This window comes from Mesorhizobium sp. M0522 (assembly GCF_040321085.1).
Taxonomy (GTDB): domain Bacteria; phylum Pseudomonadota; class Alphaproteobacteria; order Rhizobiales; family Rhizobiaceae; genus Mesorhizobium.
The window spans coordinates 78,322-102,604 of sequence record NZ_JAMYQW010000008.1 but is presented as its reverse complement, the minus strand read 5'-3'; the positions used below and the strand labels follow the sequence as shown (position 1 = coordinate 102,604).

Below are 24,283 nucleotides of genomic sequence, written 5' to 3'. Positions count from 1 at the left end.
GCGGACAAATTCGCCGATATCATTCAGGCGCCTGTCGAACATCGGGAGGAGCCGCTTGGTCCGGGCACAAGCCTGGACGATCATCTCTCCGAAAAAAACTGGCGACGCCACGCGAGGACAATTTCGAGCATGCCGTTGGCGAGACGCTTCTGGTCGCGATTGCGCGGCGTCTTGAGAAAGCAATCAGACGTGGTGGCTTGGTTGCGAGATTGGTGGAGATGAATTCGCACTGCTGATGTCCGGCCCTGCGATGGGACCGGCGACCTTAGCCTCCCGACGCGGCTCATGAAGAACTTGGCGCAACGGCTGAAGGCGGACGTTGGCACCCCCTCCGGGCGGACCCATCGGCTACCCGGAAGGGTAGTTCAAGAATCCTGACAGGGCGCTGTATCAGGCCGAGGCAAGGGGCCGAGGCATATGGAAACACCCTTTTGACCCGACTGGACAGCGATCGCAGCTCGACGCGGGTAACAACGCTCCGCGATTCAATCCGGCTCGCGCGTGGGCGGTTCTGATATACAAGTGGGGCGCCTAACGGAGGTCACAATGGTTGAAGAAGGCGACAACCGCCGCGAACGGAGACAGCGCGTCCTGAAGGGTGCCGCGATCATTAACGGCATCAACAACTCCGAAATCAGCTGCACCATTTGAAACCAGAACGTCGGCGGAGCCGAACTCAAGGTGCCGGTCGAAGCCCTGGTGCCGGAGCATTTCCTTCTCTACGTGCCGACCGATGGCGTTGCCTATCGGTCTGTGTTGCGCTGGCGCAGGAACGACCGTGTCGGTGTGCAGTTCACCGAAACAGTGCCCAAACCGCGCCTTCACTATGGCTGAAGTTCTCGTCGCACCAGCCGAGCACCACCGGTAGCAACAGTTGGCACTGACCTTCAACACAGCAAGGGAAGCCGCCGCACGGCCATGGGCAAAGGCTCAACTCACACAAGCCGTCGATTGTCTCGTCGACCTTCAGGTTCTGACCGCTCAGCGCGGCATCGCGCCAAAATGTCGCTGCATCACGTTGATCAGGAAACGGACGATGATTAGAACCGAACTCGCCAGCGCGGCCTCGCGGGTAGACGACCGAGAGGCTCTGCCGCCCAGGATTTCCCCGGTCAACCGCCGCAACCCCGGCTCGCTATCTCCGATGATGCGGGGCAGCACCGCGAGGCCGAGCCCCGCCACGGCCGCCGCGGCCATGTCGGCCATCTCGCGATTGACCAGCACAACGCTGGCCTGCTAGAGGCCGCTTCTCCAGGTGGTTGCGGTTTCCGGTTGATTGGGAAACTCGTCCAACATTGCGAGCATATCTCCGCGGGTATCGCTCTCGGCGTCCGCCATATCAACTTTGACATTTGGGCTCTCGCCCTGGCGGCAGCCATTCCGGCAAGGACCTGTTCACGGCGCGCGATGATCGTAGGGTCTTTCGTGAAATCCGTCTTCTTGCCGGGCTTGCGGCCACGCTTCACATAGCCGTTGCTCTGACTTCCATCGGGAATGCCGAACATGTGGTTCGTCTGACCAGTGTGCGTCGCGGCCCACGCCGGCTCCGCTGAAGGTCGCGGCCAATCTGCAATCTGGGGACCAGTTCCAGGGCGGCATCGAGCCGCTTGTTCTCGATAACCTCCGATCTGTGGACTGAACGCAGCTTGTCGAATGTTCTGTAGGCAGGGTGATGCCGACGATGCTTTTTGTCAGGTTCGTGCCCAACCAAGAGCAGGGCTTTCGGTCGCAAATGCTACGGAGGCAGTAGGTTTCCCTCTTCCTTGGCCGCTTCGAGAAACGCCCTGCGGACCACTTCGGGTTTCACCTGATCGATCATGGCATCCATGCAGAGCTGCACTGCGCTATGCCACTTGGGGCCACGCTTGGTCCACTGCAACAGCTGCTCGGCGGCCCCTTCTCGACGTTGTTGCACTGATAGGCAATGCCAGCGCGGCTGGTCCTTACGGACACTGGCGGGGAGAACCAATGGAGCGACATTCGTACATAAGTGACGGCTTAACTAAGAGTTCCCTCAACCAAGCCCGGTTCGAGCAAGGATCGGGTAAACCGGCTCGGGACCCTACTCCTCCGGCCAGCTCTGTTGCGGAACCTATTCAGCGGCACCAAAGTTGGGGTGGAGGTCAGGAGTGTGCGATGAGTTCCAAAACCGGGGATGGTCGGCTCTCTTTCATTGAGTTTCAGTCGCCCACGCTGGTCGAGAACGCGCCTGAGGGCAGCGACTGGCTTCATGAGATCAAGTACGATGGCTACCGCACCGAACTGATCATTGAGGGCGGCAAAGCGCGAGCCTTCACGCGCCGTGGCTACGACTGGTCGCACCGATACCGACGAATGGTTCAAGCGGCGGCGGGCTTGCCGGTGAAGGCGGCGATCATCGACGGGGAGGCTGTCGTTCTCGGCGACAGCGGCCTGCCGGATTACCAAGCCCTGGAACGGGAGTTGGTCAATCCAAACTCGGCAAGGCTCATCTTCTACGCGTTCGACCTGCTGCACCTCAACGGGCGCGATCTACGACAGCAGCCGCTGGTAAAGCGCAAGGCAGCCCTGGAGAAACTGTTGAAGAATACGGCGCCGACACTGACCTATGCCGAGCATCTGGAGGTGAGCGGCACGGACGTGTTTGAACATGCCTGCCGAATGGGCTTGGAGGGGATTGTGTCTAAGCGCACCGATGCCACGTACCGCTCGGGTATCCAGACGAGTTGGCTCAAGGTGAAGTGCATTAAGAGCGACACTTTCCCCATCGTGGCATTTGTCGAGAAGCTCGGCGCTTACTCGCGCCGCATCGCATCGCTTTACATCGGCCGACGCGAGGGCGACCGACTGCTCTATGCCGGGAAGGCTCGCAGCGGCTATACATTGAGCGCTGCGCAACGGGTTCGAGAGCGGCTTGACCCGCTGATCATCAGCAAGTCACCTTTGTCAGAGCCCATCGTGAAACCGAAGGCGACCTGGGTCAGACCAGAGGTGCTGGCCGAGGTACAGTTCAGCGGCGTCACTGATCGCGGCGTGTTGCGCGAGGCAGTATTCAAGGGTCTGCGAGAAGACCTCGTGGCGATCCCGGCCAAGCCTCCGGCGCCATCAAAGCGACGTGGGCCAGCCCAGGAACATGGCGTTCCCAGCGAGAACATCCTGCAACTGCTGCCCGACGCGGTCTCGCCCTCCAAGGAAGAGCTTGCGCGTTATTGGCAGAGGGTTGCCGATCACGCACTCGTCCATCTCGGCCACCGACCGCTGAAGCTGGTCCGCCATGCTCTCGGGGCAACCTTCTACCACAAAGGCGCGCTGCCGAAGATCCCAGCAGCAGTGCATCAGTTGCGCGTTCAGAAGCGCGGGGGTGGCGAAGGTGTGCGCGTGTGGGTGGACGACCTTGCCGGCTTGCTGGGGCTGGTCGAGATGGATGCGGTAGAGCTGCATCCTTGGAATGCCACCGTTGACGACATCGAGCATGCCGACCGCATCGTTCTGGACCTTGATCCGGGCGAGGGGGTCGAGTGGGATAAAGTGATCGAGACCGCGCTAACGCTCCGCGACATCATGGAAGCGGAAGGTCTGGAGAGCTGGCCGAAGGTGACGGGCGGCAAGGGAATTCACCTGATGGCCCCACTTGAGACGAAGATCACGCACGACAATGCCCGGCTCCTTGCCCGATCGTTCGCCAAGCGCCTCGCTGAAGCTCATCCTGATCGCTATCTGCTCTCCGCCGCGCCGGCAGCCCGAAAGGGCCGCATCTTCATCGACTACCTTCGCAATGGGCGCGGTAACACGGCGGTCGGCGCCTTCTCCCCACGGGCGCGACCTGGCTTCCCAATCGCCCGTCCCGTGACCTGGAGCCAGGTTGAGGCAGCCATCCGTCCAGATGCCTTTACCATTGACCGTCCGTTCAGGGCGGCCGCCAGAAAGGCAGCGTGAGCATCAAGGACAGGGGACGAACTTCCCATGATGACTCAACTCGTTGCCGAGAGGTCGAGCTCTATCCAGGCAGGCACATGATCGCTCGGCTTTTCCCAACTTCGCAGGTCAGCGTCCACGCCCGCGTCACGTAACCTGTTCGAAAGTGATGGGCTGACGAGGAGATGATCCATCCGCAGGCCGGAGCTCCGATCATAGCCGCCCCGGTAGGAGAAGTTCCAATACGTGTAGATGCCTTTTTCCGGATGGATGGTACGGACGGCATCCATCCAGCCATTGTCTAGCATTTCGGCGTAGGCCTGCCTGCTCTCCGGAAAGTAGACTGCGTCGCCCGTCCAACGTCTCGGCACCACGGCATCGAGCGGCGTTGGCACGACGTTGTAGTCGCCGCACAGAACGCTTGTGATCCCCTCCTTGAGCAGTAGCTGGCCGTAGCTGATCAGACGGTCGAACCAGCGGAGCTTATAGTCGAATTTCGGGCCGGGCGCTGGATTGCCGTTGGGCAGGTAGATGCACCCCACCACGATCCCATCCACCTCTGCCTCGATATACCGGCTGTGAGTATCGTCAGGGTCACCCGGCAGGCCGCGTCGACGCTCCAGGGGCTCCTTTCCCCGTGCGAGTATAGCTACACCGTTGTAGGACTTTTGCCCGTGCCAGATCGCGCCATAACCGGCGTTCCTGACGGCTTCCGCGGGAAATTTCTCATCCGAAGTCTTCAATTCTTGAAGGCACACGATGTCATAGTCGGTCTGACCCAGCCACTTGATGAGCAAGGGCAGGCGACCGTTCACGCCGTTCAAGTTGAAGGTCGCGATGCGGGTCACTCGGAGTTCTCAACAAACATTTGCCCATTGGCAATGGAAGGCTCAGGTGCTGATCCTCGCATCATGCCGGCAATGGGGGAGTTGTCAGTCGTCTTTGTAGGACTTGGCTGCCTCGCCAATCTTTCGCCAGTCGTTTCCGTACCGACGCACCAATTCCCGCGCCTGAGTTGGCGACAGATCCTGTGTCTCGAGGGCATGTTTCACCTCTGCGTCCGCCCCTTTTATGGGACGCGAACGAGCCTTTTTCGGCCGCACGGCCGCAGCCGCTCTCATCTGATTTAGACATCATTCGTCCTCTCGGCACTCCTTAACCGACGAGTGTGGGGAAAGTTTCACTGCGCGCGTCCTGAGCATTGGGCATCAGGGTTCAGGCGCAATATTCCCGCGGGGCTTGTCCGGCTGGTGAACCTTTAGGGCCGGCGCTGCGTTCAGTGCAGCGAACTCGACTGATGCACTACGATGGAATCCGACGCTCGTCCCCCGCCGCAGAAACGCGAGGCACCTGGTGCCGAAGCCCGCTTTTCGTTCGATCGAATGGCGGTGGAGCGGTTTCAGCAAGCTTTTCCGCGTGCCAGATGGAGCGACGAGCGCAGGAGCTGGTTTGTCCCCGGCAACACAGCAGCCCGGCGGATCGACCGCTGGCTGGCGAAAGAGGCAGCGTTACGGGCGCCCCATGACGATAGCAAGGGACGCGATGCCTTCGCCTTCGACCCAATTTCGAGCCGGTATCTGGAAATTGCGGACGACCTCCGTATTCGCACGCCGTATTCGAAAACGGTGCTTGAAGAATTGCGTGCGGTTCCGTGGGCGAGTTGGGACGATGAGTTGCGGGCCTGGAGAGTTCCATGCCGCTCATATGAAGAGCTCCGGCGCCGATGGCCAAACATCGAAAGGCTGCGCAGCTTGCCGAACCGGAGGAAAGGAAACTGCGACGTGCGGCTGCCAGGAACACCGAAGCATATAAGGCCGCACAAAAGCGGGCTGCTGAACGCCGGCGCCATCGCTACCCGTTGCCAGTTCAAGATCTACCTACCCTGGGCCGCGCAGTCGCAACGGAACAGTACGGGATTGTCGTCTTCGATGAAATTTCCGGTTGAGCTATCCGACGCAGCCATCTTCTATCCCCACGCAATGCCTCCGAACGGCGACTTCATTTGGGGCAGGTGGCGTTGGGCTACGCTGGCGGAGCTTGTGAGCACATGGCCCGCTCGGGACGGGCCAACCGAACGCTTCAGGGGCTGGTGGAGGCAACGCTTGCCGAACTTAGAGCTGCCCGTCGAAAAGCCCGCAGTCGGGAGCGTAGTAGGCGAGGTCGCGAGCGATAGATGCGGCGCTAGCCTGTGTGGCAACGCGTTGCTTGGTAAAGTGATTCCCGATCAGCGAGGGGAGTCGGGTGTCGCTTAGAAAACGACTGCATTCTTGCGGTGAACTGCCAAGGTCGAACACAAGCTGGGCAAAAAGTGAGCCTCGGCCGCACAGGATGCCGGCGAAGTTGACGATAGCAAGAGCTGAGGGTTCAGCGCAGGGGGAAACGCCACCCCGCGCTGCGCGCCGACTGCCGCGAATATCTCACGAGGGGGCATGCACATGACTCGCATCGCTACCTTCAATGTGAACGGCGTCAACGGCCGACTGCCTGTGCTCCTGAAGTGGTTAGGCGAAAGCGACTACGACATCGTTTGCCTGCAGGAATTGAAGACGTCGGACGTCAAGTTTCCTATCGATGCGATCAGAGAGGCGGGTTACGGCGCAATCTGGTACGGCCAGAAATCCTACAACGGTGTGGCGATCCTGGCCCGAGGAATGGAACCTGTGGAAGGCCGACGCGGCCCTGCCTGGCGATCCTGACGACACTCAGCCGCTATATCGAGGCCGAGGTGGATGGGGTCGTTGTGGGCTGTCTCTATCTGCCCACCGGCAATCCAGCGCCTGGCCCAAAGTTCGACTACAAGCTGCGCTGGTTCGATCGTCTCATCAACTACGGCCAGCACTTGCTCGAAATTGGGGCACCCAGTGTTCTCTGCGGCGACTATAACGTCGTTCCAACCCAAATCGACGCCGTGGTGCCAAGGCGATGGCTGGGCGATACTAATGATTAAACCGGATTCTCTCGAAATGACAGGCTTGGCGCGCCGTTCCAGACCGGGAAGCTGTTGTCCAGCCGGGCGATGTCGCCTGCACGAGCGAACTCGAAGCGGCGTTTGACGAGTATATTGTACCGGGTCGCGTCGGCGCGCAGCTAGGCTGCCTTCTTAAGCTCCGCCACCTGAACGCCCAGCCGGAACGCCTGACCATCTGCAAACGAGCGCGCGTAGCTCTCGGATGCAAAAGGGACGGTGGTGGTGGTGCCATTGACCGTCACGCGGACCGACCAGTCTTTGTCTCTGACGATTTCAACGGCATGTCGCTCATGCGGAGCCATGCATTCCTCCCAGAATTTGAGGAGGGAGGATAGCGTCGCAACACTCGTTTGCATGCAAATAATCCGACACCGCGATGTCAAAATGTCAAAACAGCGCACAGCTAGGCGAACTTAAGTCGATGTCGTCGCCTTGAGGTATTCAGGTGGTCTCTTGGCGAAGTTAAAAAGTGCGGTGGCAGTCTCTTCAGCCGTCCAGCCTTGCTCGATGCAAGAGGACACCAGAGCCGTGAAAGCGGTTTCAAGGACGGCTGCGCAATTCACGTCCTGTCCAGGCTGTCCTCGGCAAGAGTGGGCGGTGCAACTTGTGCTGTTTGGGACATGAAAAATAACTGGCAGTGCCAGAAAAAAATTCTGACTTTCATCTTGCCGTCGGTCAGCCGTAGTGAAGTTTCGGTTTTGGCTCGGTGCCGGTGAATTTGACGCCGATGCGGTCGTTGCGACGCCAGCGAACCTCCCATCGATAGGCAACTCCATCGACCGACACGTAGAGCAAGAAGCGATCGGGAACCCTTGGCATCGGGCGCGACCTTCAGCTCAGCGCCCCCCTCATGCTGATTGCGCAAGGTGCAGCTGATCTGGATCCGGTGATGATCGTCCCGCCCTTTAGCACACGTTGGCGGCGCTCGCGCCGATGCTCGTCGGAATTCTCATCAACTGGGTTCGCGGTGTTTGCCATCGATAAAATGTCAGATCAGCTGAATTCGCCCGCTAGGTATACCGAACACAGGCGCGCAGCAATGGATCGGTCATGTTGCCCTATTACGTGACATTACAGGGCATGCTCAGGTGAATCTGTCGGGTCGCGCAGAAAAAAGGCAATCATCTAGCAAAGGTCCCGCGTTTGCCGACATGCCGATCAACACGGTTTCCAAGCTTCTGGTCGACGCCGACCTAAATGCTGACCTTCCGGCAGACAGGCCCAGTAGCCGTCGAACTCCACCTCGTGTATCCAGGCGTCGCCCTCGGGCGGCTTCTCGACCAAGGTCGGCATCAAGGCTCAATGAACTCCAGCCGGCTGGAGCCTGCGCCTGCCCACCTACGCAAGGAACCGAGCCTGGATCGTGAGATCCGGCGGCTAGGGCAACGGAACATAATCAGATTACCAAAATTAGCAATGATGCATGAGATGGCCTATAACTTGCGCAACCGGCGAACGACCCAATTGCCGCCAGTTAGCGCCAGCGGCCGCTGGTCACCCCCCGATTGGCTGCCGGGCCGTTCCTATCAAACCGCTACGCTCGATTGATCGGCTACTCGCGACTATCGAAAGCCACCAACAGGTCAAGGGCCGCAGCGACTTCGAGGATAGCCTCGGTTATATGGTCGTCGCATACTGTCAAATCAGGCGCAGACTGCCGAACCTGGTATAATGCGGCTTTGACCGAGACGGTGTCCCCCCGGTCCGCCCTGTTGAGGATTGCGGCAATCGCCTGTTCTAGAACTGGACCGACCCTTTGGACGATGCTCATCCACCTTCCCCCCCCGGGAACGCTAGCGTCAAAACTAACGTGTTCGAGGCCGGAATGCAACCCATGGGCGAAATCGCGACTATTTTTCGGTCTAATCGTTGCGCATCCGCAAAGGAGACCGAAGGCAAACATGCCGCAGCGGAGCCAAGGGCGATGAATCGTCTCAGAAGGCTCATCGTTGTCAGAGTTACAAAAGTTGAACTGCATCGGGGAACACTCTTTCTGTCTGCCTGTTCAATTTGCCAGGCGCATCCCGCGCATTCAGACAGGAGAAAGAAGATGAAACGCATCCTTTTGGCTTCGGCCGTGCTGGCGCTGTCGGCCGGGCTTTCCTTTGCCCAGACGACCAGCGGAACTTCGAGCGGAACCTCAACGAGCGGAACCTCGACCACGACGACCATGCCCAGCACGACGGATCAGGGCACCGGCACGACGAGCAGCGGGACCAACATGTCCGGCGATCAGGGCACCGACACGACCACCACCAGCGGCACCACAAATCCGAACTCGGCCAGAGACTGCGCGCCCGGCCAGCAGACTGGCAGCGCTCAGCAGGCGGCGCCTGGTCAGCAGGACACGACAGCCAACACCGCCGCGCCAGGCCAGGTGAAAAAGACCGACGAAGGTTGCTGATTGGTACATCGGCGTGGGATCACCAGTGTGGCTGGCCAGTCTCCCCCGACCACCGCCTGAACTCAACTCGGCTGGCGAGCAAGTTGCCGCCAGCCGAGCATCAGTCCAGGAACTCTGCGCGTGATTGGGCTCAATGGCGAGATCAAGCGGCGCACCGAGGTCGTCGGCATCTTGCCCGACGCTATCGTCCCTCGTAGGCGCGCTCCTGCTCGAGCAGAACGACGAATGGGCCGTCCAGCGCGCCAGATACATGACATTGGAAACCATCAGCCAAATGAGCGATGATCCGCTCATCAGCCTGCCAGCGGTGGCACGCTACTCGTCCCGGCCCCCATGCCGGAGAGCGCGGCGACCAAGCCGTCAGCTACACCACCACATCCTGGGACACGATCTGAGAATGGGTTTAGCCAAAGACTTGTCTCATGTTGCGCTCACATTCAATTGTCCGGATTGCTCCTATCCGGCAGTAAGGAAAGGTTCTACACTAAGAACGATCGCGCACTTCAGATGCCACGGGTGCAACGCCAAGGTGCGGATCACTTATCAGCAGAAGCTAGCAATCTTCGAAAAACACAGGCTATCGGCCGCCCAGGGGGCGTTGCGACAACTCAACTCTGCTTTGCGCTAAGCCTAGGCGGCTTCGCCTAAGGGTCAAGCGCGGCATTAAGCGGTGGCGGATGCGGCGGCCTATGCTGGCGCTTTGGAAAAGGTTTCGGGATCCGACACGCCAAAGATTGTCTCCGCAGCGACAGCGTCAGCGACCACGAACGGCTGGGGACCGTCGGGCGCTGGCAGCTCAAGGAACAAGTCGCTTTGCCAATCATTGGGTTCCAACGGGCCGAACGTAAACAGGTTTTCAACATGGGAGAAGACAAGTTGCGAGCGACTGAAGGAGGGCAGGTCCAAGTTTTAGCCGATGAACCGGCATTGCGCAGGCACAGGCGCGCGAGCTGACCGAAATGATCGCACCGACTATGCATCAAGATCGAGAGCACATACACGACCAGAGCAACGGAACCACGGCTGGTTGGCTGTCGAGGGCGGTGTCAGCTTCTTCCTGTTCCTCCCACATTGTGATGCCCACCCGGCTTTCGTGACCGCTATCGTCTAACCCATTTGCCGTCGGTCTCTCTCTCGAAATCCTTGTCGCCCTGTCTGCTCGGATCACCGGACCCCCGAGCAGGCGGCTCGGAAGCCAGCCAGGACGATTGTGTCGCCATCCTTCTTGTCCATGGCGCCAGCAGTGTTTTCCGCTGCACTCATCTTCCAAGTTTCTAATGCAAGATTTTGAATGAGCGTGTCGCTCACAATCGGTGACGGAATGTAGAAAGCCCGCGCCTCCGGAGAGACGACGCGAGCTGCGAGCTGACTCTGCGGAGGCACGGAAGCTGAAGTCTAGTCAGAACGAGCCGAGAAGCCGCAATCGTCCGGCTAAAAACCGAATCGAATATCGGCCCAGCAGCATAACCATGGAACCTTTCGAAGCCGCATGCCTTGTCCCTTCCTTATAGAAGGAGATGCGAAATGAGCCTTGATATAGGAAAGGTCGCCATAGCGTTGCTTGGCCTGCTTGCCTACAAGAATAGGGACAAGATCGGCGAGTTGATCGCTGGTAGGAAATCGACAGATCCCAACGCTAGCGCTGGCTCCCCTGGCGGCCTCGGCGACATCCTGGACCGTCTCAGAAATGCGGGTGCGGGCGATCAGGTTGATTCGTGGGTAAGTAAAGGATCAAACCGGCCCGTTCAGCGCGATCAGGTTGAGAAAGCAATCGACCCGCAAACATTGAGCGATCTGGCTGAGCAAACCGGATTGTCCCATGACGAACTTCTCGACCGGCTCACAAGAGAATTGCCCGACGCGGTGGACAAGCTTACGCCCGACGGCCAAATGCCCGCGGGCAACGGTCCAGATCTCTTGGACGAGGTACCAGGAGCTGGCCGTACTTAGCGCCATCTGCGACAAAGCAGGCTGAAACTAGGAGACGCCGGCTTCGGGGCCACGACCTGGCAGCAATGTGTGAGGGAGAAGTTGCTGGCCTTCACCGCGGGTTCCAAGGCCTATCGCAAAAAGTCCCGCCGTACATGCCAGGACGGCGGGACCGATCGGAGCGCCTTTGCACCGGGCATGGGGGATACGGGGGCGGAATTGCCCGGTGCGCGCGTACCGTCCAGGAACGTTAGGCTCTCACCGGCAGTGCGTCCACCAACCGACGGTTGGAGCGACAACGAAGAAGATGTCGATAGCCGTTCGTCATCATCTCATCATCCAGCGGGGGCGCGCAAGATCGGCCCGACTTGGCGGGTCGGCGGGCGCAGTGGACCGGGCCGCCGCCCGATGCTCACAGACGGGCCGATCAATGGCTTCCGGCTCTATGGAAGGTGCTCTTGCCGACCCTCAAGCCGGGCGACATCGTCGTCATGGCCGTCCGGCACGCCGTCAGCAACGCCGGCGCCAAGCTCTTCTTCCTGCCGAAATACTCGCCAGACCTGATCCGATCGAGATGCTCCTCGCCAAACCAAACACGTGCTGAGAACGGCCGCCAGACGCAACACCGACGCCGTCTGCGAGCATCGGGAAAATCCACGACACTCTCACATCAAAGGAATGCGCCAACTCCTTCACCGAGGCCGAGTATGCCGCAACCTAATCATCACGCTCTAAGCACGGCATGGGTTATGGCCGAGTCCGTCACGCGAACTCAATCCTCCCTGAATGCCCGTTGGATTTGATCTGCCAGAGGTTTTACGAGGTAAGACAGCATTGTGCGGCTGCCGGTCGAGAAGAACACCTCGACAGGCATACCGGGCGACAAGGTCAGGCCCTTCAGCCTTGTAAGCTCTGTGCGCGGCAGGCTGACACGCACAGTATAGAAGCTCGCGCCGTTTCGCTCATCGATGCTGAGATCGGGGGAGATCTCACTGACGACACCATTCAGCTCAGGCGTTATCCGCTGGTTGAAGGCCGAAAGTCGCAACGTTGCGCTCTGCCTTGGCATCAGCTGATCGATGTCTTGCGGTGCCACACGCGCCTCGACCGTCAGATCGTCTGTCACAGGGACAATCTGCATGATGAGCTCTCCCGCGGATATGACGCCGCCGACCGTATGCACGCCAAGCTGATGGACCACGCCAGTTTGCGGGCTGCGTATATCGATACGCTTGAGCTGATCTTCGGCCGAGACCTTTTGCTCGACCAACTCGGCGAGCTTTGCCTGGACGTCACGGAGCTCGGTTGCCACCTCGCTGCGCAAATCCTGGCCGATCTGAATGATCTGCAAGCGGATTTCGGATGTATGGCCCTTCGATTGCGCGATTGCGGCAGTCAGCTTCCCATGTTCGCCTTCAAGCCGGACTGCGTCACGCTCAAGTGTCGTTATGCGATCGATTGAAACCAGCTTGCGTTCCCAGAGCTTGCGCATGCCGTCGAGCTCAAGCCCGATCAATTTGATTTCCTGGCTTTTAGCATCCCTTTGCTCGCTCAAGCCGGCGACTTCTTCGGCGAGCTGAGCAATGCGCTCTCTCAACTGAGCCTTCTGGCCAGCGCGTGCCTGGCGACGAAATTCGAACAAGGACTGCTCGCCGGCCATCGCACGCCGGATCTCAGGATCGTCCTGCCGCGACGTCAGCGAAGATGGGAAGGCGATGGTGTCCGTGCCATCGCGCTCGGCTTCGAGGCGGGCCAGACGGGCCTCGAATTCGTCCAAGCTCTTGGTGACCATGGCTAAATCGGCCCGGGTCACGGTTTCATCGAGACGGATCAAAACCTGGCCCGCCTTCACGGCGTCGCCTTCTCGCACGAGGATCTGACCGACCACTCCACCCGTTGGATGCTGCACCTTTTTAACGCTGGAATCGACGACCAGCCTTCCCGAAGCAATGACGGCTCCAGAAAGCTCCGTGACCGCGGCCAGGCTTCCGGCCCCGCCAACCAGGAGCATGCAGACCGCGAGGCCGCCGAACAGATAGCGTCGAATGGTCCGGTCGATCGCCGATGCCGCGTGTTGCGTCATCAGTGTGTCGCCTCCTCAGGGCCGGAGACGACCTTCAGGGGAACGCCGCCCGAACGGGTTACCTTGCTCAAGACCTCATTCTTGGGGCCAAACGCCTGGACACGGCCGTTAGCCATGACGAGTACCTGATCCAGGCTTGCAAGCGCGCTCGGCCGATGGGCGACCACGACAGCAATGCCGCCTCGCGCCCGCACGCCCTCAATTGCCGCCGCCAGCGCGGCCTCCCCTTCGGAATCGAGGTTGGAATTGGGCTCGTCCAAGATAACGAGGAACGGATCGCCATAGAGTGCCCGTGCGAGCGCAACCCGCTGTCGCTGGCCCGCCGAAAGCGCCGACCCGGCCTCGCCGATCCGCGTTTCGTAGCCTTCCGGCAGATGGACGACAAGGTCATGAACGCCGGCCGCGCGCGCAGCCGCCAGTATCTTGTCCGAAGAGGCTTGAGGTTCGAAACGTGCGATGTTCTCGGCAATGGTGCCATCGAACAGTTGCACATCCTGCGGCAGATAGCCGACATGGTTGCCCAGCTCTTGCGGCAACCACTGGTCGAGCGTTGCTCCATCCAGCCTGACGGTCCCGCGGGCTGGAAGCCATATCCCGGCTATTGCTCGGACAAGCGATGATTTTCCGGACGCACTCGGTCCGACAATGCCAAGGCCGGCACCCCTTTCTAGCGCGAACCCGACATCCTGCACAACCACACGACGCTCGCCGGGTGGCGTGACACAGATGCTTTCTACCGCAAGAGCAGATACAGGTGCCGACAGCGAGACACTCGTGGCAATTTCAGGAAGCAGGGCCAAAAGCTGGCTCAGCCGGGTCCATGCCTGGCGAGCACTGACGAAACCCTTCCAATGGGCGATAGCCAGTTCGACCGGTGCGAGCGCCCGGCTCATCATAATCGAACTGGCGATCATAATACCGGCTGTCGCTTCTTGATGAATGACCAGATAGGCGCCGATCGCCAGTATACCCGACTGCAGCATCATGCGCAGGATCTTCGAGATCGTGCCGAGCGTCCCAGCCAGATCGCTGGCTCTTGCGTTCGTGTTGAGAAAGTCGGCGTTGACGCTTGACCAGCGCTCGGCGATGCGCGCGCCAAAGCCCATCGCCTGCAGAGCCTCTGCATTGCGACGCGTCGCCTCCGCAAGCGTATTGCGCGCTGCCGCCTGGCTGTTTGCCCTCTTCGCAGGCTCCCTGGTGCGAACTTCGGCAAGCACAGTCAGGCTAGAGAGAATGATAGCGCCTGCCAGCGCCGTCATGCCGATCCAGAGATGGAACAGGAAGCATATTGCCAGATACAGCGGCATCCAGGGCAGGTCGAAAAGCGCAGTCGGACCAGTGCTCGACAGAAACGAACGCACCTGGTCAAGATCCCGCAACGACTGAAGGCCGTCGCCTGGGAGCTTGGTGCGCAGGGGCAAATGCATAAGGGCGGCATAGACTTGCCCGCTCAATCGCGCATCCAAAGCCATCCCGATGCGCACAAGCAACCGCGACCGGATAAGCTCAAGAACGCCTTGGAAAATGAACAGCATGCCGGCAAATACGGCAAGCCCGACAAGCGTCGGCACACTGCGGCCGGGTACGACCCGATCATAGACCTGCAGCATGAAGAACGAGCCGGTCAGCGCCAGAACATTGACGACGCCGCTCATCAGGGCAATTCCAGCGAACGCGCGCCGGAAAGAAGCCAAAACCGCAGCGAGGGTTGTTCGTGGCGGCTCGGACGAATGGGAATGCGACATCGCCTTCACATCGGTTCAAGTTCAGTCCCGGGCGCAAAGATCGTGCCCGCAATCAGGCTTGGTTACGACATCTCCATACCGCAGCCAGCGTCAGGTTTTGCGCCTAGATATGCCAATCGTTCAGCGCGTATGCGTGGATGTAGTCGATCTGCATTTCCGCAGGTGTCGCAAGCCCGTCGGCGGGCGCTCCCGCGAGGCCACCAACCGCCAGATCGACCAGCATATACATGGGGTCGTGCATATCGGAAGGCGTTGCGGCACGAGCAACTTCGACGTCATCGAAATACCAGACGAGTTCGTCTTCTGTCCACAGCACTCCGTAAGTGTGGAACCCTTCGGTATCTGCGGCATAGGCCGTCGAGGACACTGTCGTATGAGTTCCCGTCTCGTTGGAGTGGCTTGTCAGAATGAGCTTGTTTGGATCCTGACCGAGCATTTCCACGACGTCCAGTTCCGGTGGCCAGGAGCCGTCAGCCGGGAGAAGCCAGAAGGCCGGCCATACACCTTGCTTTTCGGGCATGTCAGCCCGAATTTCGAAATAGCCGTAGGTTTGTGCGAAGGACTCATAGGTCGTCAGCAAACCTGACGTGTATTTGTAATCGTTTATGTAGGGCTGGATTGCCGCGGGAGCCCGGGCGGCGGTAATCGAGAGAACACCGTCCTCAACGCTGAACGGGCTGACGGAACGCGTCGGGGCATAGTTGGTATCGATATACCATTGAAGCTCCTTGTTGCTCGTGAGCGAGCTGCCGTTCGCGGCGCCCCACCAGAAGTTCGAGTCCCAGGTGCCGCTCGAGCCATTCCACAGGTCGAGCGTGTTGAACTCGTCCGAGAAGGTGAGTTCCAGATGCGACCTGTCTAGGGCCAGATCGAACTGGCCTGGGTTGAACTGGTCGATGGTCTTATTGGCGAAAACGAGAAACTCGTCATCGGACAGGTTAAGTCTGACGTTCGCCCCCGACTGGACCATGTTGGCGTGCACATCCTCGAAGGAGGTGAAGCCGAAGCTCCCGACGCGCGCGGTATCATCGGCGCCAAAGTCGAGGATCAGGTCACTGCCGTTGCCGGGGGTCACGACGAAAATGTCCGCACCGGATCCGCCCTTGAGAACGTCATCGCCCTGCAATCCGTCGAGCGTCTGTTGGCCGGAGCCGCCGGTAATGATGTTGTTTAGCTCGTTTCCGAAAGCATAGTGTTTGTCGCCGGTGACCGTCAGGTTCTCGAAATTCGCTGGGAGCTTGTAACTCATCCAGGTCGAGATGGTGTCGACACCCTCGTTGGGCAGCTCGACCGCCTTGTTTTTGGAGGAATACAGATAATAGATGTCATCGCCCTTGCCGCCGTACATCGTCACGGTGACGCTACCGTCGGCGTACATTGAGTCGTTGTAGATGCTGCCATAAAGTGTCGGGCCGGAATTCGTCGCCGAATACCACTTTACGGAGGATCCGCTGTAGGGGAGTGGAACACCCTTGGCGTTCAGTACGTTGGCCATTTTGGTCCTTTCTCCTCTTTCTCGCCTCGATATCGGGCCTAACACCTATTGAGAGCAAAAGGAGCCATTACCATTTAGCCTTCGAGTTTGGAGGGTTACCAAAAGCTTAATATTCAGCGGAGCCACTTGCCGCGGGGGCCGGCTCACCCCTTCAAGGGCACAAGGCGTGGCACCCGGCGCCTGCCGCTCTCCTTCGGCCGGTCGCAATCTTAGACGTATGGCCGTTGCGCACGACGCAAGCTTGTTGTCAGGTGCATGACGCGGTGCGTCAAATGCAGCTTTGGCGATGGCGGGCGCGCTGCATTGTTGATATTGTCCGCACGGAACAGGCGCGCAAATGACACCGGATTCAGAAAAGGCCGAGGCGGTCGAGCAGTTGCTTGATACACCTGACCTTGCAACCGCACTGGAAAGCGAACAGTTCAAAAAATTCCTTGACCAGGTGCCGATCGCCATTGCCGTTGCGAACCTGGCCGCTGAGGAGCGCGTAGTCTACGCCAACCCGGAATTCGAGAAACTGTCAGGCCTGACGGCCGCCAGGCTCACACGAGCAAACTGGGCAGCCCTTTTGGGCAAAGGCCTCCACGAGCAGAAGAACCGGCCACTTGCCGAGGCCGTGGTCGAGGAAACCGATTTTGTCGGCACCTACAGGCTGGAACGCAACGAGGATAAGCCGACGATCGTCGACGTTTATTCCAATGTGATCGAGGACGACAACGGCAAGATGTGCTTCCGGCTGGTGGCGCTGGTCGACGTATCGGCCCATGGCGAGGCGGGAGATGAGCGCTCGGTTGAGGAGCTTGTCAGCGAGAAAGACACACTGCTGCGCGAACTGCAGCACCGGGTAAAGAACAACCTGCAGATGATCACCGCACTGATCCGGCTGGAAAGCCGCAACGCGACCGAGGCCGACCGGAGACGGTTTGAGCGGCTTGCCGGTCGCGTCGACGCTCTGGCGATCCTCTACCAGACGCTAACGGCCGACGAGCCGAAAGAGGAGGTCGATCTTGGCGTCTATCTCAGCCAGATCGCGTCCGCGGTGATGAGCTCGCATGCAGTCGAGGGGATCCGCCTGGATATGAAGGTGGATACATATCCCGTGTCAATAAACGTCGCCATGCCGGCGGGACTGGTCGTCAACGAATTGCTGACCAATTCACTAAAGCATGCGTTCCGGGGGCGCGACGGCGGCACGATAACACTGCACAGCGTCGTCGATGGCGACGGCTGCCGGGTTATAGTGGCGGACGACGGAATCGGCCTGCCGGAAGGCGAGACGTGGCCCAAGCCAGGCAAGCTCGGAGCGCTGATCGCGCGCTCGCTGACCGAGAACGCCAAGGCGCAGTTCGCAGTCGACTCTAGCGCCAGCAAAGGGACGAAGGTGACCATCATCTTCAAACGATCGGCGGCAGCAAGCTAAACGATTGCCGTCGAACATGGCAGGCTGGCGGCTGGCTTCATGTCGCGGCTTTGGGCAGGTGCCTGCAAATAGGCCCGGACGCGCCTCGCGGCCTGCTTCACATGGTCGAAATCTTCAATCGAAGAGCCGCCAGCTGCATTCCGCGGGAGAAGCAGGATGGAGTAAGCCGGGCGTTTCCCTCGCTTGGCTGGTCCAGCGTGACCGGCTTCAAGACAGCGGCAGGTAGCGCAGCGGATATTCTCCAATCAGCTCCATTGTTCGCCAACAAGACTGCTTGGTTCGCGCAACACCATTTTTCCGGACTTACGCAGCCCGGGACCTGAGCGGAATTTACACCATTGCGGTCGATTGGCCGATGCTCGCCAAGCCTTGACAATTGTTCTATGCTCTCCTTGGCACGGCATGGTGGTGATTGCGACACGGAAGGCTGTTGTCCTGTGGGGGGTTCGATGTTCGAAGTCGTCGGAGACTGGCGGAAAACGGGCTCGAGAAGCTGGTTAGCCCTAAACACCCTTGGCTTGATCATCGCGCTGTCGGTGCTGTTTTTACCCGGACTGGAAAGCGCGAATGCACAGACGAACTGGACACTTGATCCAACCGCTTCGGTGCTCACCTACCAGTCGGTCAAGAAGAACACGATCGTTGAAACCAACAAGATCAGGAACATCGCCGGCACCCTTTCTTCGACGGGTGAGGCCAAAATCACATTCGACCTCAATTCAGTCGATACCGGCGTCGACCTTCGAAACGTCCGCATGCGGTTCCTTTTCTTCGAGACATTCAAGTATCCGGCCGCCGAACTGACCGCAAAAGTGGACCCTGCGGCGTTTGCCGATCTTGCGACGAAGCGAAGGATGAAGGCAGTGCTTCCATTCCGACTCAACCTGCACGGGGTCGACAAGGATCTCGAGGCCAATGTCGTCGTGACCTTGATCAGCGACAGCATGGTTTCCGTCGCTTCGGAAGCCCCCGTCGCCGTGCATGTCGAGGACTTCGGACTGCTGCCGAATGTCGACAAGCTGCAGCAGGCCGCCAATGTGGCCAACATTGTTCCGACCGCTTCGGTATCGTTCGATTTCGTGTTCAACGCCGATGGTAGCAAGCCCGCGGCCGTCCAGACCGTCGCGGCAAGCACCGCCGACGTCGGGCCTGTTGCCACTGATGCTGCGAAGGCGAACTTCAGCGACGAGGAGTGCCTCAACCGGTTCGAGGTGCTCTCTCGCACCGGAGCCATCTATTTTCGGCCGGCGAGCGCACGGCTCGACACCCAAAGCCGTCCGCTACTGGAGGAGGTCGTTGGCGTCGTCGGCAAGTGCCCGGGCCTGAAGGTGGAGGTTTCCGGCCACACCGACTCCGATGGGTCGTCCGCCGCCAACAAGCTCCTGTCGGAGCGGAGGGCCCAGGCCGTAGCTGACGCCATTGTTGCCGCAGGTATTGCTCGCACGCAGATCATGGCGATCGGTTATGGCGAGGAGCGGCCGGTTACTGGCAACGACACGCCGAAGAACAAGGCGCTCAATCGGCGGATAGAGTTTTCCGCCACCAAGCTCGTCAACTGAGGAAGGGCCTTTGTTCCGGCGGGGCTTCGATCTGATTGCTTGGTTTATTGGTGTCCTAGGCGCGATCGGGCTGGTGATGCTCTCGCTGTTGTTGACCTTGACGGCGGCCAACGCCGAACGTCGTGCTGCTCTGGTCCTTGGCAACTCCCAGTATCAGCATGCGCCGGCGCTGACCAACCCGGTACACGACGCGCAGGCTGTTGCCGAACGTCTCAAAAGCCTGGATTTTGAAGTCGTCTCCGGGTTCGATCTGACCAAATTGCAGACCCAGACGACCATTGCGCAGTTCGCAAAGCAGGTTCGCGGCGCCGACATTGCCCTTTTCTTTTACGCCGGCCACGGCTTGCAGGTTTCAGGCAGCAACTACCTGCTTCCGGTCGATGCCGCACTGGAAGACGAGACCTCGCTCGACTTCGAAGCGGTGCCGGTGGATTTCGTTTTGCGGCAAATGTCGCGCGAGACCAGCATAAGGCTGATTTTTCTCGACGCCTGTCGCGACAATCCCTTGGCCGAGGTGTTGGCAAAGACCGCAGGCGTCAAGGGAGCGAGAAGTGGCCTTGCCGAAATCCCGATCGAGAATGGCGGCACTGGCACGCTGGTCGCCTTTTCCACCAGTCCCAATCAGGTCGCCTATGACGGATCGAGCGAACACTCGCCGTTCACGTCGGCGCTGCTTGCCCATATCGGGGCCTCGAACGTCTCCATCACCGACGCAATGAACAGGGTTACCGCCGACGTGTTCAAAGCAACGGCCGGCAAACAGCGCCCGTGGATCAATGTCTCGCTCACCACCGAGGTCGTGCTGCACAAGGTGGATCTGAACGCGCCACTGATCGTCGGTGAGGCGACCGCTCCGCAACAACCGCAAGGCGCCTCGGGCGGGCGCAACGCCGCCGCAAATCCGTCTGGGGCTGACGATGCCCAGCTTGCGCTCAATGTGCTGCGTCAGAAAATCCCGAGACTGGCTTCGGACGAGCCGATCTTTTTCGACCAACCTGTCGATTTCGGAGATCCAGCAATCGACGGCAAGAGTATCGCCGAGCTGATCACAGGCAAACCACTCTTCACTCCCGTGGAAGGGCTCGACAAGGCGGTGTGGGAGGGCAAGCACTGCAACGGCTGTCATGAGTGGAATGAGGATCGGCTATGCGAACAGGCGAAAAATTTCGCCGCCAACGATGTCTCCGTTCTACGCCTGCAACATCCGCTTGGGACACGCTTCAAGGTGGCGCTGGCCAAATGGGCGCAAGGCGGCTGCAAGTGAGATCTGGGCCCTTCGGTTCGAAAACCCTGGTCAAACAAGACCATGGAGCTGCGTCTATTGGAATGGTTCGGGTCTAATACGCATCAGCCGATTGGCGCTGCGCCTCGATCTCGGCCAACTGCAGGCCCATTTCGACAAAGGCGGAGAGAACGGCAAAGCGGTCCGCCAGTGCGACGCGCGCCAGCCCTGCTAGAACACCGGCATTGACTGCATGGGCGGCAGGATGTCGCTGCAAGGCCGTTGGCGCGGCTGCGCCGACGACAGATCCGGCAACGCCAAAACCATTGTCACGCCATTCCGCAGCCAAGGCAATCCAGGCGCCCGGCGTAGCCGGCGGGGTTGCCGCAGCCTCGCTTACTGCGGCGCGGTGGCGGGGACTGTCCGGTTCGCTGACCCAGTCGCGAACAAGCGCGAGCAGCTCTTGATCTGTCTTATCGAGCAGCTCGCTCAGATGCCCCAGGCATTCATGGGCCCACCAGACCGCAGCCCGATCAGGAAGCAGGTAGGCACAAAACGTGATCGCCTCTTCGGGAATGGGCCCGGCGAGGAGATCGCGGCAAAACTCGATCGAACGCTGCTCGGTTGGAAGGGCTCTCATGTCTCTGGCGACAGCGGGACAAGCCACAAAAAGATCCCGTGCCGTTTTGAATCGGAGCCCATTGGCCATGACGCCACGCCTTCATCGAGGACCAGTCGGTACTCAAGCCCCCGGCGTGGCGCCGGTCAAGTCTCAACTCGTGGGGACGGGAGATCGGCCGACACAGCCAGGCTCGGCGTTTATTGACAGACAAACGCGTGGGAATGTGGTATATTCACGGTTGGTAATATCGGATGCTCAACAGGAGTAACCGCTATGCGGTGGGCCAGTTCACCCTTGGTGTTGGCGGTCGTGGCTTTCTCGACCCATGTTTCCGCCGACCCTGTCCAGAAATCAGAAGACATCGTCAAGTTTTTTGCTGGCGCGGCCGACCTCGGCAAGTCTCGGGGGATTTGTGTCGGCACGGAGGAGCAGTGTAAGAGCAAGACCAAGGCAAAAGAGGGGCCGGCCGACAAATCCAGTCTCGACATGCTGATCAATTTCGGGCTGGATTCGGCCGAACTCGACTCGACCGCACGCGCTGAACTCGAGGAGTATGCCAAGGCCCTGAAGGACAGCCGGATCAGTACTTTCCACTTCGTCGTCGAAGGCTACACCGACGCTTCCGGTCCGGCGCACTACAATGAGCGGCTGTCGCAGCGACGAGCGCAATCGGTGACGTCCTTCCTCACATCCAGTGGCATCGAGGCTGACCGCATCAACGCGATCGGGTTGGGCGAAGCGCATCCGCGTAGCCCGAATCCATACGACGCCGTCAACCGCCGCGTGGAAATGCGTATAAAGGCCGAGTAGCGTACGGATGCCGCCTGAAACTGTGCAGCAGTGCGTCAGGAACTGAGTGGCAAGCGCAGCGGCAGTCAGGCGAATAGGCTTGGAACGACCCCGGTCAGTTCTTGAGCACGCCGCCCACCACCACACCGGAGCCGAAGAGCAACGCCTTGGTCAGGAAGTCGTTATCCTTGGGCGGCGGAGGATCGTCCCGCCGCCCCACGGTCTTGCGGAAGCGCCGTTTCTGAACGACCTGCTGTTGTTTGCGGGGTTTCTGCGCCACCGGCCGCTGGGTGCGGACCTTCTGCGCAACCTGCTTTTTCGGCTGAGTCGTACGGGCTTCATCGGCAATATATCCGGCACGCACGGCTTCCATCGTCGGATCTGTCCGAACCACGAGGAATGCAAGTTGCTCGCGCGGCAGATAGGTGGTCGGCGGAAGACCATTCTTGGCTTGCCAGATGCCGATCGCCGGGCGGGTCTGCGGACCTATGTTTCCGTCGATGCGGCCAAGTTCGTTGCCCAACCCCTCGATGCGCAGTTGCAGGTCGATGCGGCTTTGGCGGTCAAGACCGTGTCAATTCGGTGCCCGCTGTTTGCTTACCTGGTCCGAAACGCCGACCGATGTGCGCACCGCAGAATCCGAGCTGGCATTCGCCTGGTCCTCATCGCGCGCCGCGATCTGTTAGTTTTGGGCTTTGGGCGTGTTCAACTTATCGATGCTCAGCCGCGCCACAGTGGCGAAGCGACCGTTCGGAAACTGGTCGATAATGAGCATGAACCCAACGATGGGGTGGTGCTGACCAATGCCCGAAATTCGAATATCGGCGGGCTGGCCGCCTTCGCGACGGGCATCGTGTCGTTTCTTTCGCCCTGCATGCTGCCGCTGGTGCCGGGCTATGTTTCGTATGTCGCCGGTCGACGCAAGGGATGCGGCGCCGGTTGGAAGGCCCGCTTATCGGCGGCGGGATCGAGCCTCTATTTCGTGCGCGATTGTACCGCTTGAGTATCCGTCGTCGCTACTCTATATGATGCGTGATGATTGATGCGCACCAAGGAGGGCGATATGAGAACGACACTGGCGATCGATGACGACGTCCTGGTCGCGGCCAAGGCCATGGCCCGGCAGCAGGATCGCAGCCTCGGCGAGGTCATCACCGATCTCGCCCGGCGCTCGCTGCGCCGCCCGCAAGCCGGCGGCGAGCGCAACGGGATACCTCTGCTGTCGCCTCGGCCGGATGCACCTCCTGTCACGCTTGAGACGGTCAATGCCTTGCGTGACGAGTTGCTGTGACCTTCCTGCTCGACGTCAATGTGCTGATCGCGCTGATCGATCCTGGCCATGTCGCCCATGACGACGCCCATGGCTGGTTCGAAGTGACCGGTCATGCCGCATGGGCTACCTGCCCCATTACCGAAAACGGCGTCTTGCGCATCGTCGGAAACCAAAAATATCCTAATTGTCCCGGTTCGCCCGCCGTCGTTGCGCAAATCGTCACCAAGTTGCGAGCCCTGCACGGGCACAGCTTCTGGTCCGACGATGTGAGCCTGGTTGGCTCCGGCGACATCGATGCGGCGAAAATCCTGACCTCGGCACAGGTCACCGATACCTATCTTCTTGCGCTCGCCAAGGCGCATGGCGGCCAACTTGCGAGCTTTGACCGCAAGCTGTCGGGGGCGGCGGTGAAGGCCGGGAAGACTACACTGCACTTGATCCCCACAAGGTAGACCGCGGGGCTCTTTCTGTCAGGGTACATACCGGCAAAGGATCAGCCGTTGGTGGCCTTAGCCGGCGTGAAGGACAGCTTCTTCGAGGCGGAGATCTTGGTGGTCGCGCCCGTCGAGGGGTTGCGGCCCTCGCGTTCAGGTGTTTCCTTCACCTTGAACTTGTCGAAACTGGGCAGGCTCGGCTCAGCACCGCCATCGGCCGCATCAGCGATGAATTCTCTCGGTGCCGGACGCTTCTACTCGAAAATAGCCGGCCATTCTTGCAGAACGTGACGAATACAACCGCCGTGGCGTAAGTGATCTTGGCCACGGTTCGATAGTGCGCAGACCAGAAAAACATCTGCTAACAAGGTCGAAGTATAGCACTCGTTGGACGGAAAACCGTCGTCTGCGTGCACCGAAGCGGTCACGATTTGCCGCGCCATGCA

At 59.9% G+C, this 24,283-nt stretch carries 20 protein-coding genes and 6 pseudogenes; 14 read left to right on the top strand and 12 right to left on the bottom strand.

Annotated features, from left to right (window positions below; translation table 11 throughout):
• Positions 1–681 precede the first annotated feature (681 nt).
• Positions 682–834, top strand: coding sequence for a hypothetical protein (locus NKI58_RS12480; protein ID WP_352784490.1), 153 nt, complete (start codon positions 682–684; stop codon positions 832–834).
• Positions 835–981: 147 nt separating this feature from the next.
• On the opposite strand, the gene NKI58_RS12475 is transcribed toward NKI58_RS12480, so the two are convergent.
• The 3 genes and pseudogenes from NKI58_RS12475 to NKI58_RS12465 form a co-directional block, all read right to left on the bottom strand.
• Complete coding sequence (locus tag NKI58_RS12475) at positions 982–1,224, bottom strand: hypothetical protein (protein WP_352784501.1); 243 nt, start codon at positions 1,222–1,224, stop codon at positions 982–984.
• 143 nt (positions 1,225–1,367) lie between these two features.
• A pseudogene (locus NKI58_RS12470) lies at positions 1,368–1,663 on the bottom strand (ISNCY family transposase); the annotation flags it as partial.
• 72 nt (positions 1,664–1,735) lie between these two features.
• Positions 1,736–1,840 carry a DUF982 domain-containing protein gene (locus NKI58_RS12465; protein WP_352592865.1) on the bottom strand — a complete coding sequence of 35 codons (105 nt, stop codon included), beginning with the start codon at positions 1,838–1,840 and terminating at the stop codon, positions 1,736–1,738.
• A 296-nt stretch (positions 1,841–2,136) separates the two neighbouring features.
• On the opposite strand from NKI58_RS12465, the gene ligD reads away from it, so the two are divergent.
• Positions 2,137–3,915 (top strand): DNA ligase D, encoded by a 1,779-nt coding sequence (gene ligD, locus NKI58_RS12460; protein WP_352784491.1) that lies wholly within the window; start codon positions 2,137–2,139, stop codon positions 3,913–3,915.
• A gap of 35 nt (positions 3,916–3,950) precedes the next feature.
• Here ligD and xth read toward each other — a convergent pair whose 3' ends face one another.
• Positions 3,951–4,742: an exodeoxyribonuclease III gene (xth, locus tag NKI58_RS12455; RefSeq protein ID WP_352624050.1), complete on the bottom strand. Its 792-nt coding sequence runs from the start codon at positions 4,740–4,742 to the stop codon at positions 3,951–3,953.
• 459 nt (positions 4,743–5,201) lie between these two features.
• Between xth and NKI58_RS35535 the strand changes: the two are divergent.
• Positions 5,202–6,067, top strand: a pseudogene (locus tag NKI58_RS35535) (hypothetical protein).
• Positions 6,068–6,329: 262 nt separating this feature from the next.
• Positions 6,330–6,829 (top strand): annotated as a pseudogene (locus NKI58_RS12450) (exodeoxyribonuclease III); the annotation flags it as partial.
• Between the two features lie 152 nt (positions 6,830–6,981).
• Here the strand turns inward: NKI58_RS12450 and NKI58_RS12445 are convergent.
• The gene (locus NKI58_RS12445) at positions 6,982–7,164 is read right to left on the bottom strand and encodes a hypothetical protein (RefSeq protein ID WP_352625720.1); all 183 of its coding nucleotides are present in this window, start codon (positions 7,162–7,164) and stop codon (positions 6,982–6,984) included.
• Between the two features lie 373 nt (positions 7,165–7,537).
• Positions 7,538–7,840, bottom strand: a pseudogene (locus tag NKI58_RS12440) (PilZ domain-containing protein).
• Positions 7,841–8,912: 1,072 nt separating this feature from the next.
• Here NKI58_RS12440 and NKI58_RS12435 point away from each other — a divergent pair.
• The 3 genes and pseudogenes from NKI58_RS12435 (at position 8,913) to NKI58_RS12425 (ending at position 11,216) form a co-directional block, all read left to right on the top strand.
• A complete protein-coding gene (locus tag NKI58_RS12435) occupies positions 8,913–9,266 on the top strand; it encodes a hypothetical protein (RefSeq protein WP_352813081.1) in 354 nt (117 codons plus the stop codon).
• A gap of 129 nt (positions 9,267–9,395) precedes the next feature.
• A pseudogene (locus NKI58_RS12430) lies at positions 9,396–9,579 on the top strand (IS256 family transposase); the annotation flags it as partial.
• Positions 9,580–10,790: 1,211 nt separating this feature from the next.
• Positions 10,791–11,216 (top strand): YidB family protein, encoded by a 426-nt coding sequence (locus NKI58_RS12425; protein WP_352592850.1) that lies wholly within the window; start codon positions 10,791–10,793, stop codon positions 11,214–11,216.
• Between the two features lie 751 nt (positions 11,217–11,967).
• Here the strand turns inward: NKI58_RS12425 and NKI58_RS12415 are convergent.
• From NKI58_RS12415 to eglC, 3 genes are all read right to left on the bottom strand, one after another.
• On the bottom strand, positions 11,968–13,278 hold the full coding sequence (locus NKI58_RS12415; RefSeq protein ID WP_352625385.1) for an HlyD family type I secretion periplasmic adaptor subunit: 1,311 nt from the start codon (positions 13,276–13,278) through the stop codon (positions 11,968–11,970).
• Positions 13,278–15,023, bottom strand: coding sequence for a type I secretion system permease/ATPase (locus NKI58_RS12410; protein WP_352592844.1), 1,746 nt, complete (start codon positions 15,021–15,023; stop codon positions 13,278–13,280). The genes NKI58_RS12415 and NKI58_RS12410 overlap by 1 nt, the downstream gene beginning before the upstream one ends.
• Before the next feature lie 103 nt (positions 15,024–15,126).
• On the bottom strand, positions 15,127–16,518 hold the full coding sequence (eglC, locus tag NKI58_RS12405; protein WP_352592841.1) for an endo-1,3-1,4-beta-glycanase EglC: 1,392 nt from the start codon (positions 16,516–16,518) through the stop codon (positions 15,127–15,129).
• 337 nt (positions 16,519–16,855) lie between these two features.
• Between eglC and NKI58_RS12400 the strand changes: the two genes are divergently transcribed.
• The 3 genes from NKI58_RS12400 to NKI58_RS12390 all read left to right on the top strand — a co-directional run bounded on the left by NKI58_RS12400 (position 16,856) and on the right by NKI58_RS12390 (position 20,761).
• Positions 16,856–17,938 carry a histidine kinase dimerization/phosphoacceptor domain -containing protein gene (locus NKI58_RS12400; RefSeq protein ID WP_352592838.1) on the top strand — a complete coding sequence of 361 codons (1,083 nt, stop codon included), beginning with the start codon at positions 16,856–16,858 and terminating at the stop codon, positions 17,936–17,938.
• A 449-nt stretch (positions 17,939–18,387) separates the two neighbouring features.
• Positions 18,388–19,497: an OmpA family protein gene (locus NKI58_RS12395; protein ID WP_352592835.1), complete on the top strand. Its 1,110-nt coding sequence runs from the start codon at positions 18,388–18,390 to the stop codon at positions 19,495–19,497.
• Positions 19,498–19,507: 10 nt separating this feature from the next.
• Positions 19,508–20,761, top strand: coding sequence for a caspase family protein (locus NKI58_RS12390; protein ID WP_352592832.1), 1,254 nt, complete (start codon positions 19,508–19,510; stop codon positions 20,759–20,761).
• A gap of 73 nt (positions 20,762–20,834) precedes the next feature.
• Here the strand turns inward: NKI58_RS12390 and NKI58_RS12385 are convergent, their stop codons facing one another.
• The gene (locus NKI58_RS12385; RefSeq protein ID WP_023678616.1) at positions 20,835–21,359 is read right to left on the bottom strand and encodes a DUF6931 family protein; all 525 of its coding nucleotides are present in this window, start codon (positions 21,357–21,359) and stop codon (positions 20,835–20,837) included.
• Positions 21,360–21,614: 255 nt separating this feature from the next.
• On the opposite strand from NKI58_RS12385, the gene NKI58_RS12380 reads away from it, so the two are divergent.
• Positions 21,615–22,151: an OmpA family protein gene (locus tag NKI58_RS12380; protein WP_352592829.1), complete on the top strand. Its 537-nt coding sequence runs from the start codon at positions 21,615–21,617 to the stop codon at positions 22,149–22,151.
• Between the two features lie 94 nt (positions 22,152–22,245).
• Here NKI58_RS12380 and NKI58_RS35530 read toward each other — a convergent pair whose 3' ends face one another.
• Positions 22,246–22,653 carry a hypothetical protein gene (locus NKI58_RS35530; RefSeq protein ID WP_352904511.1) on the bottom strand — a complete coding sequence of 136 codons (408 nt, stop codon included), beginning with the start codon at positions 22,651–22,653 and terminating at the stop codon, positions 22,246–22,248.
• Here NKI58_RS35530 and NKI58_RS35525 point away from each other — a divergent pair.
• The 3 genes from NKI58_RS35525 to NKI58_RS12355 are packed head-to-tail and all read left to right on the top strand — an operon-like array spanning position 22,537 to position 23,855.
• Entirely contained in the window at positions 22,537–23,133 is a 597-nt protein-coding gene (locus tag NKI58_RS35525; RefSeq protein WP_502898058.1) for a cytochrome c biogenesis CcdA family protein, read from the top strand. The two genes, NKI58_RS35530 and NKI58_RS35525, sit on opposite strands and share 117 nt — an antisense overlap.
• Positions 23,134–23,193: 60 nt before the next feature.
• Positions 23,194–23,421, top strand: coding sequence for a CopG family transcriptional regulator (locus NKI58_RS12360; RefSeq protein WP_352458399.1), 228 nt, complete (start codon positions 23,194–23,196; stop codon positions 23,419–23,421).
• Entirely contained in the window at positions 23,418–23,855 is a 438-nt protein-coding gene (locus NKI58_RS12355; RefSeq protein WP_352592825.1) for a TA system VapC family ribonuclease toxin, read from the top strand. Before NKI58_RS12360 ends, NKI58_RS12355 begins: the two co-directional genes overlap by 4 nt.
• Before the next feature lie 41 nt (positions 23,856–23,896).
• Here the strand turns inward: NKI58_RS12355 and NKI58_RS12350 are convergent.
• Positions 23,897–24,067 (bottom strand): annotated as a pseudogene (locus NKI58_RS12350) (HU family DNA-binding protein); the annotation flags it as partial.
• Positions 24,068–24,283 lie beyond the last annotated feature (216 nt).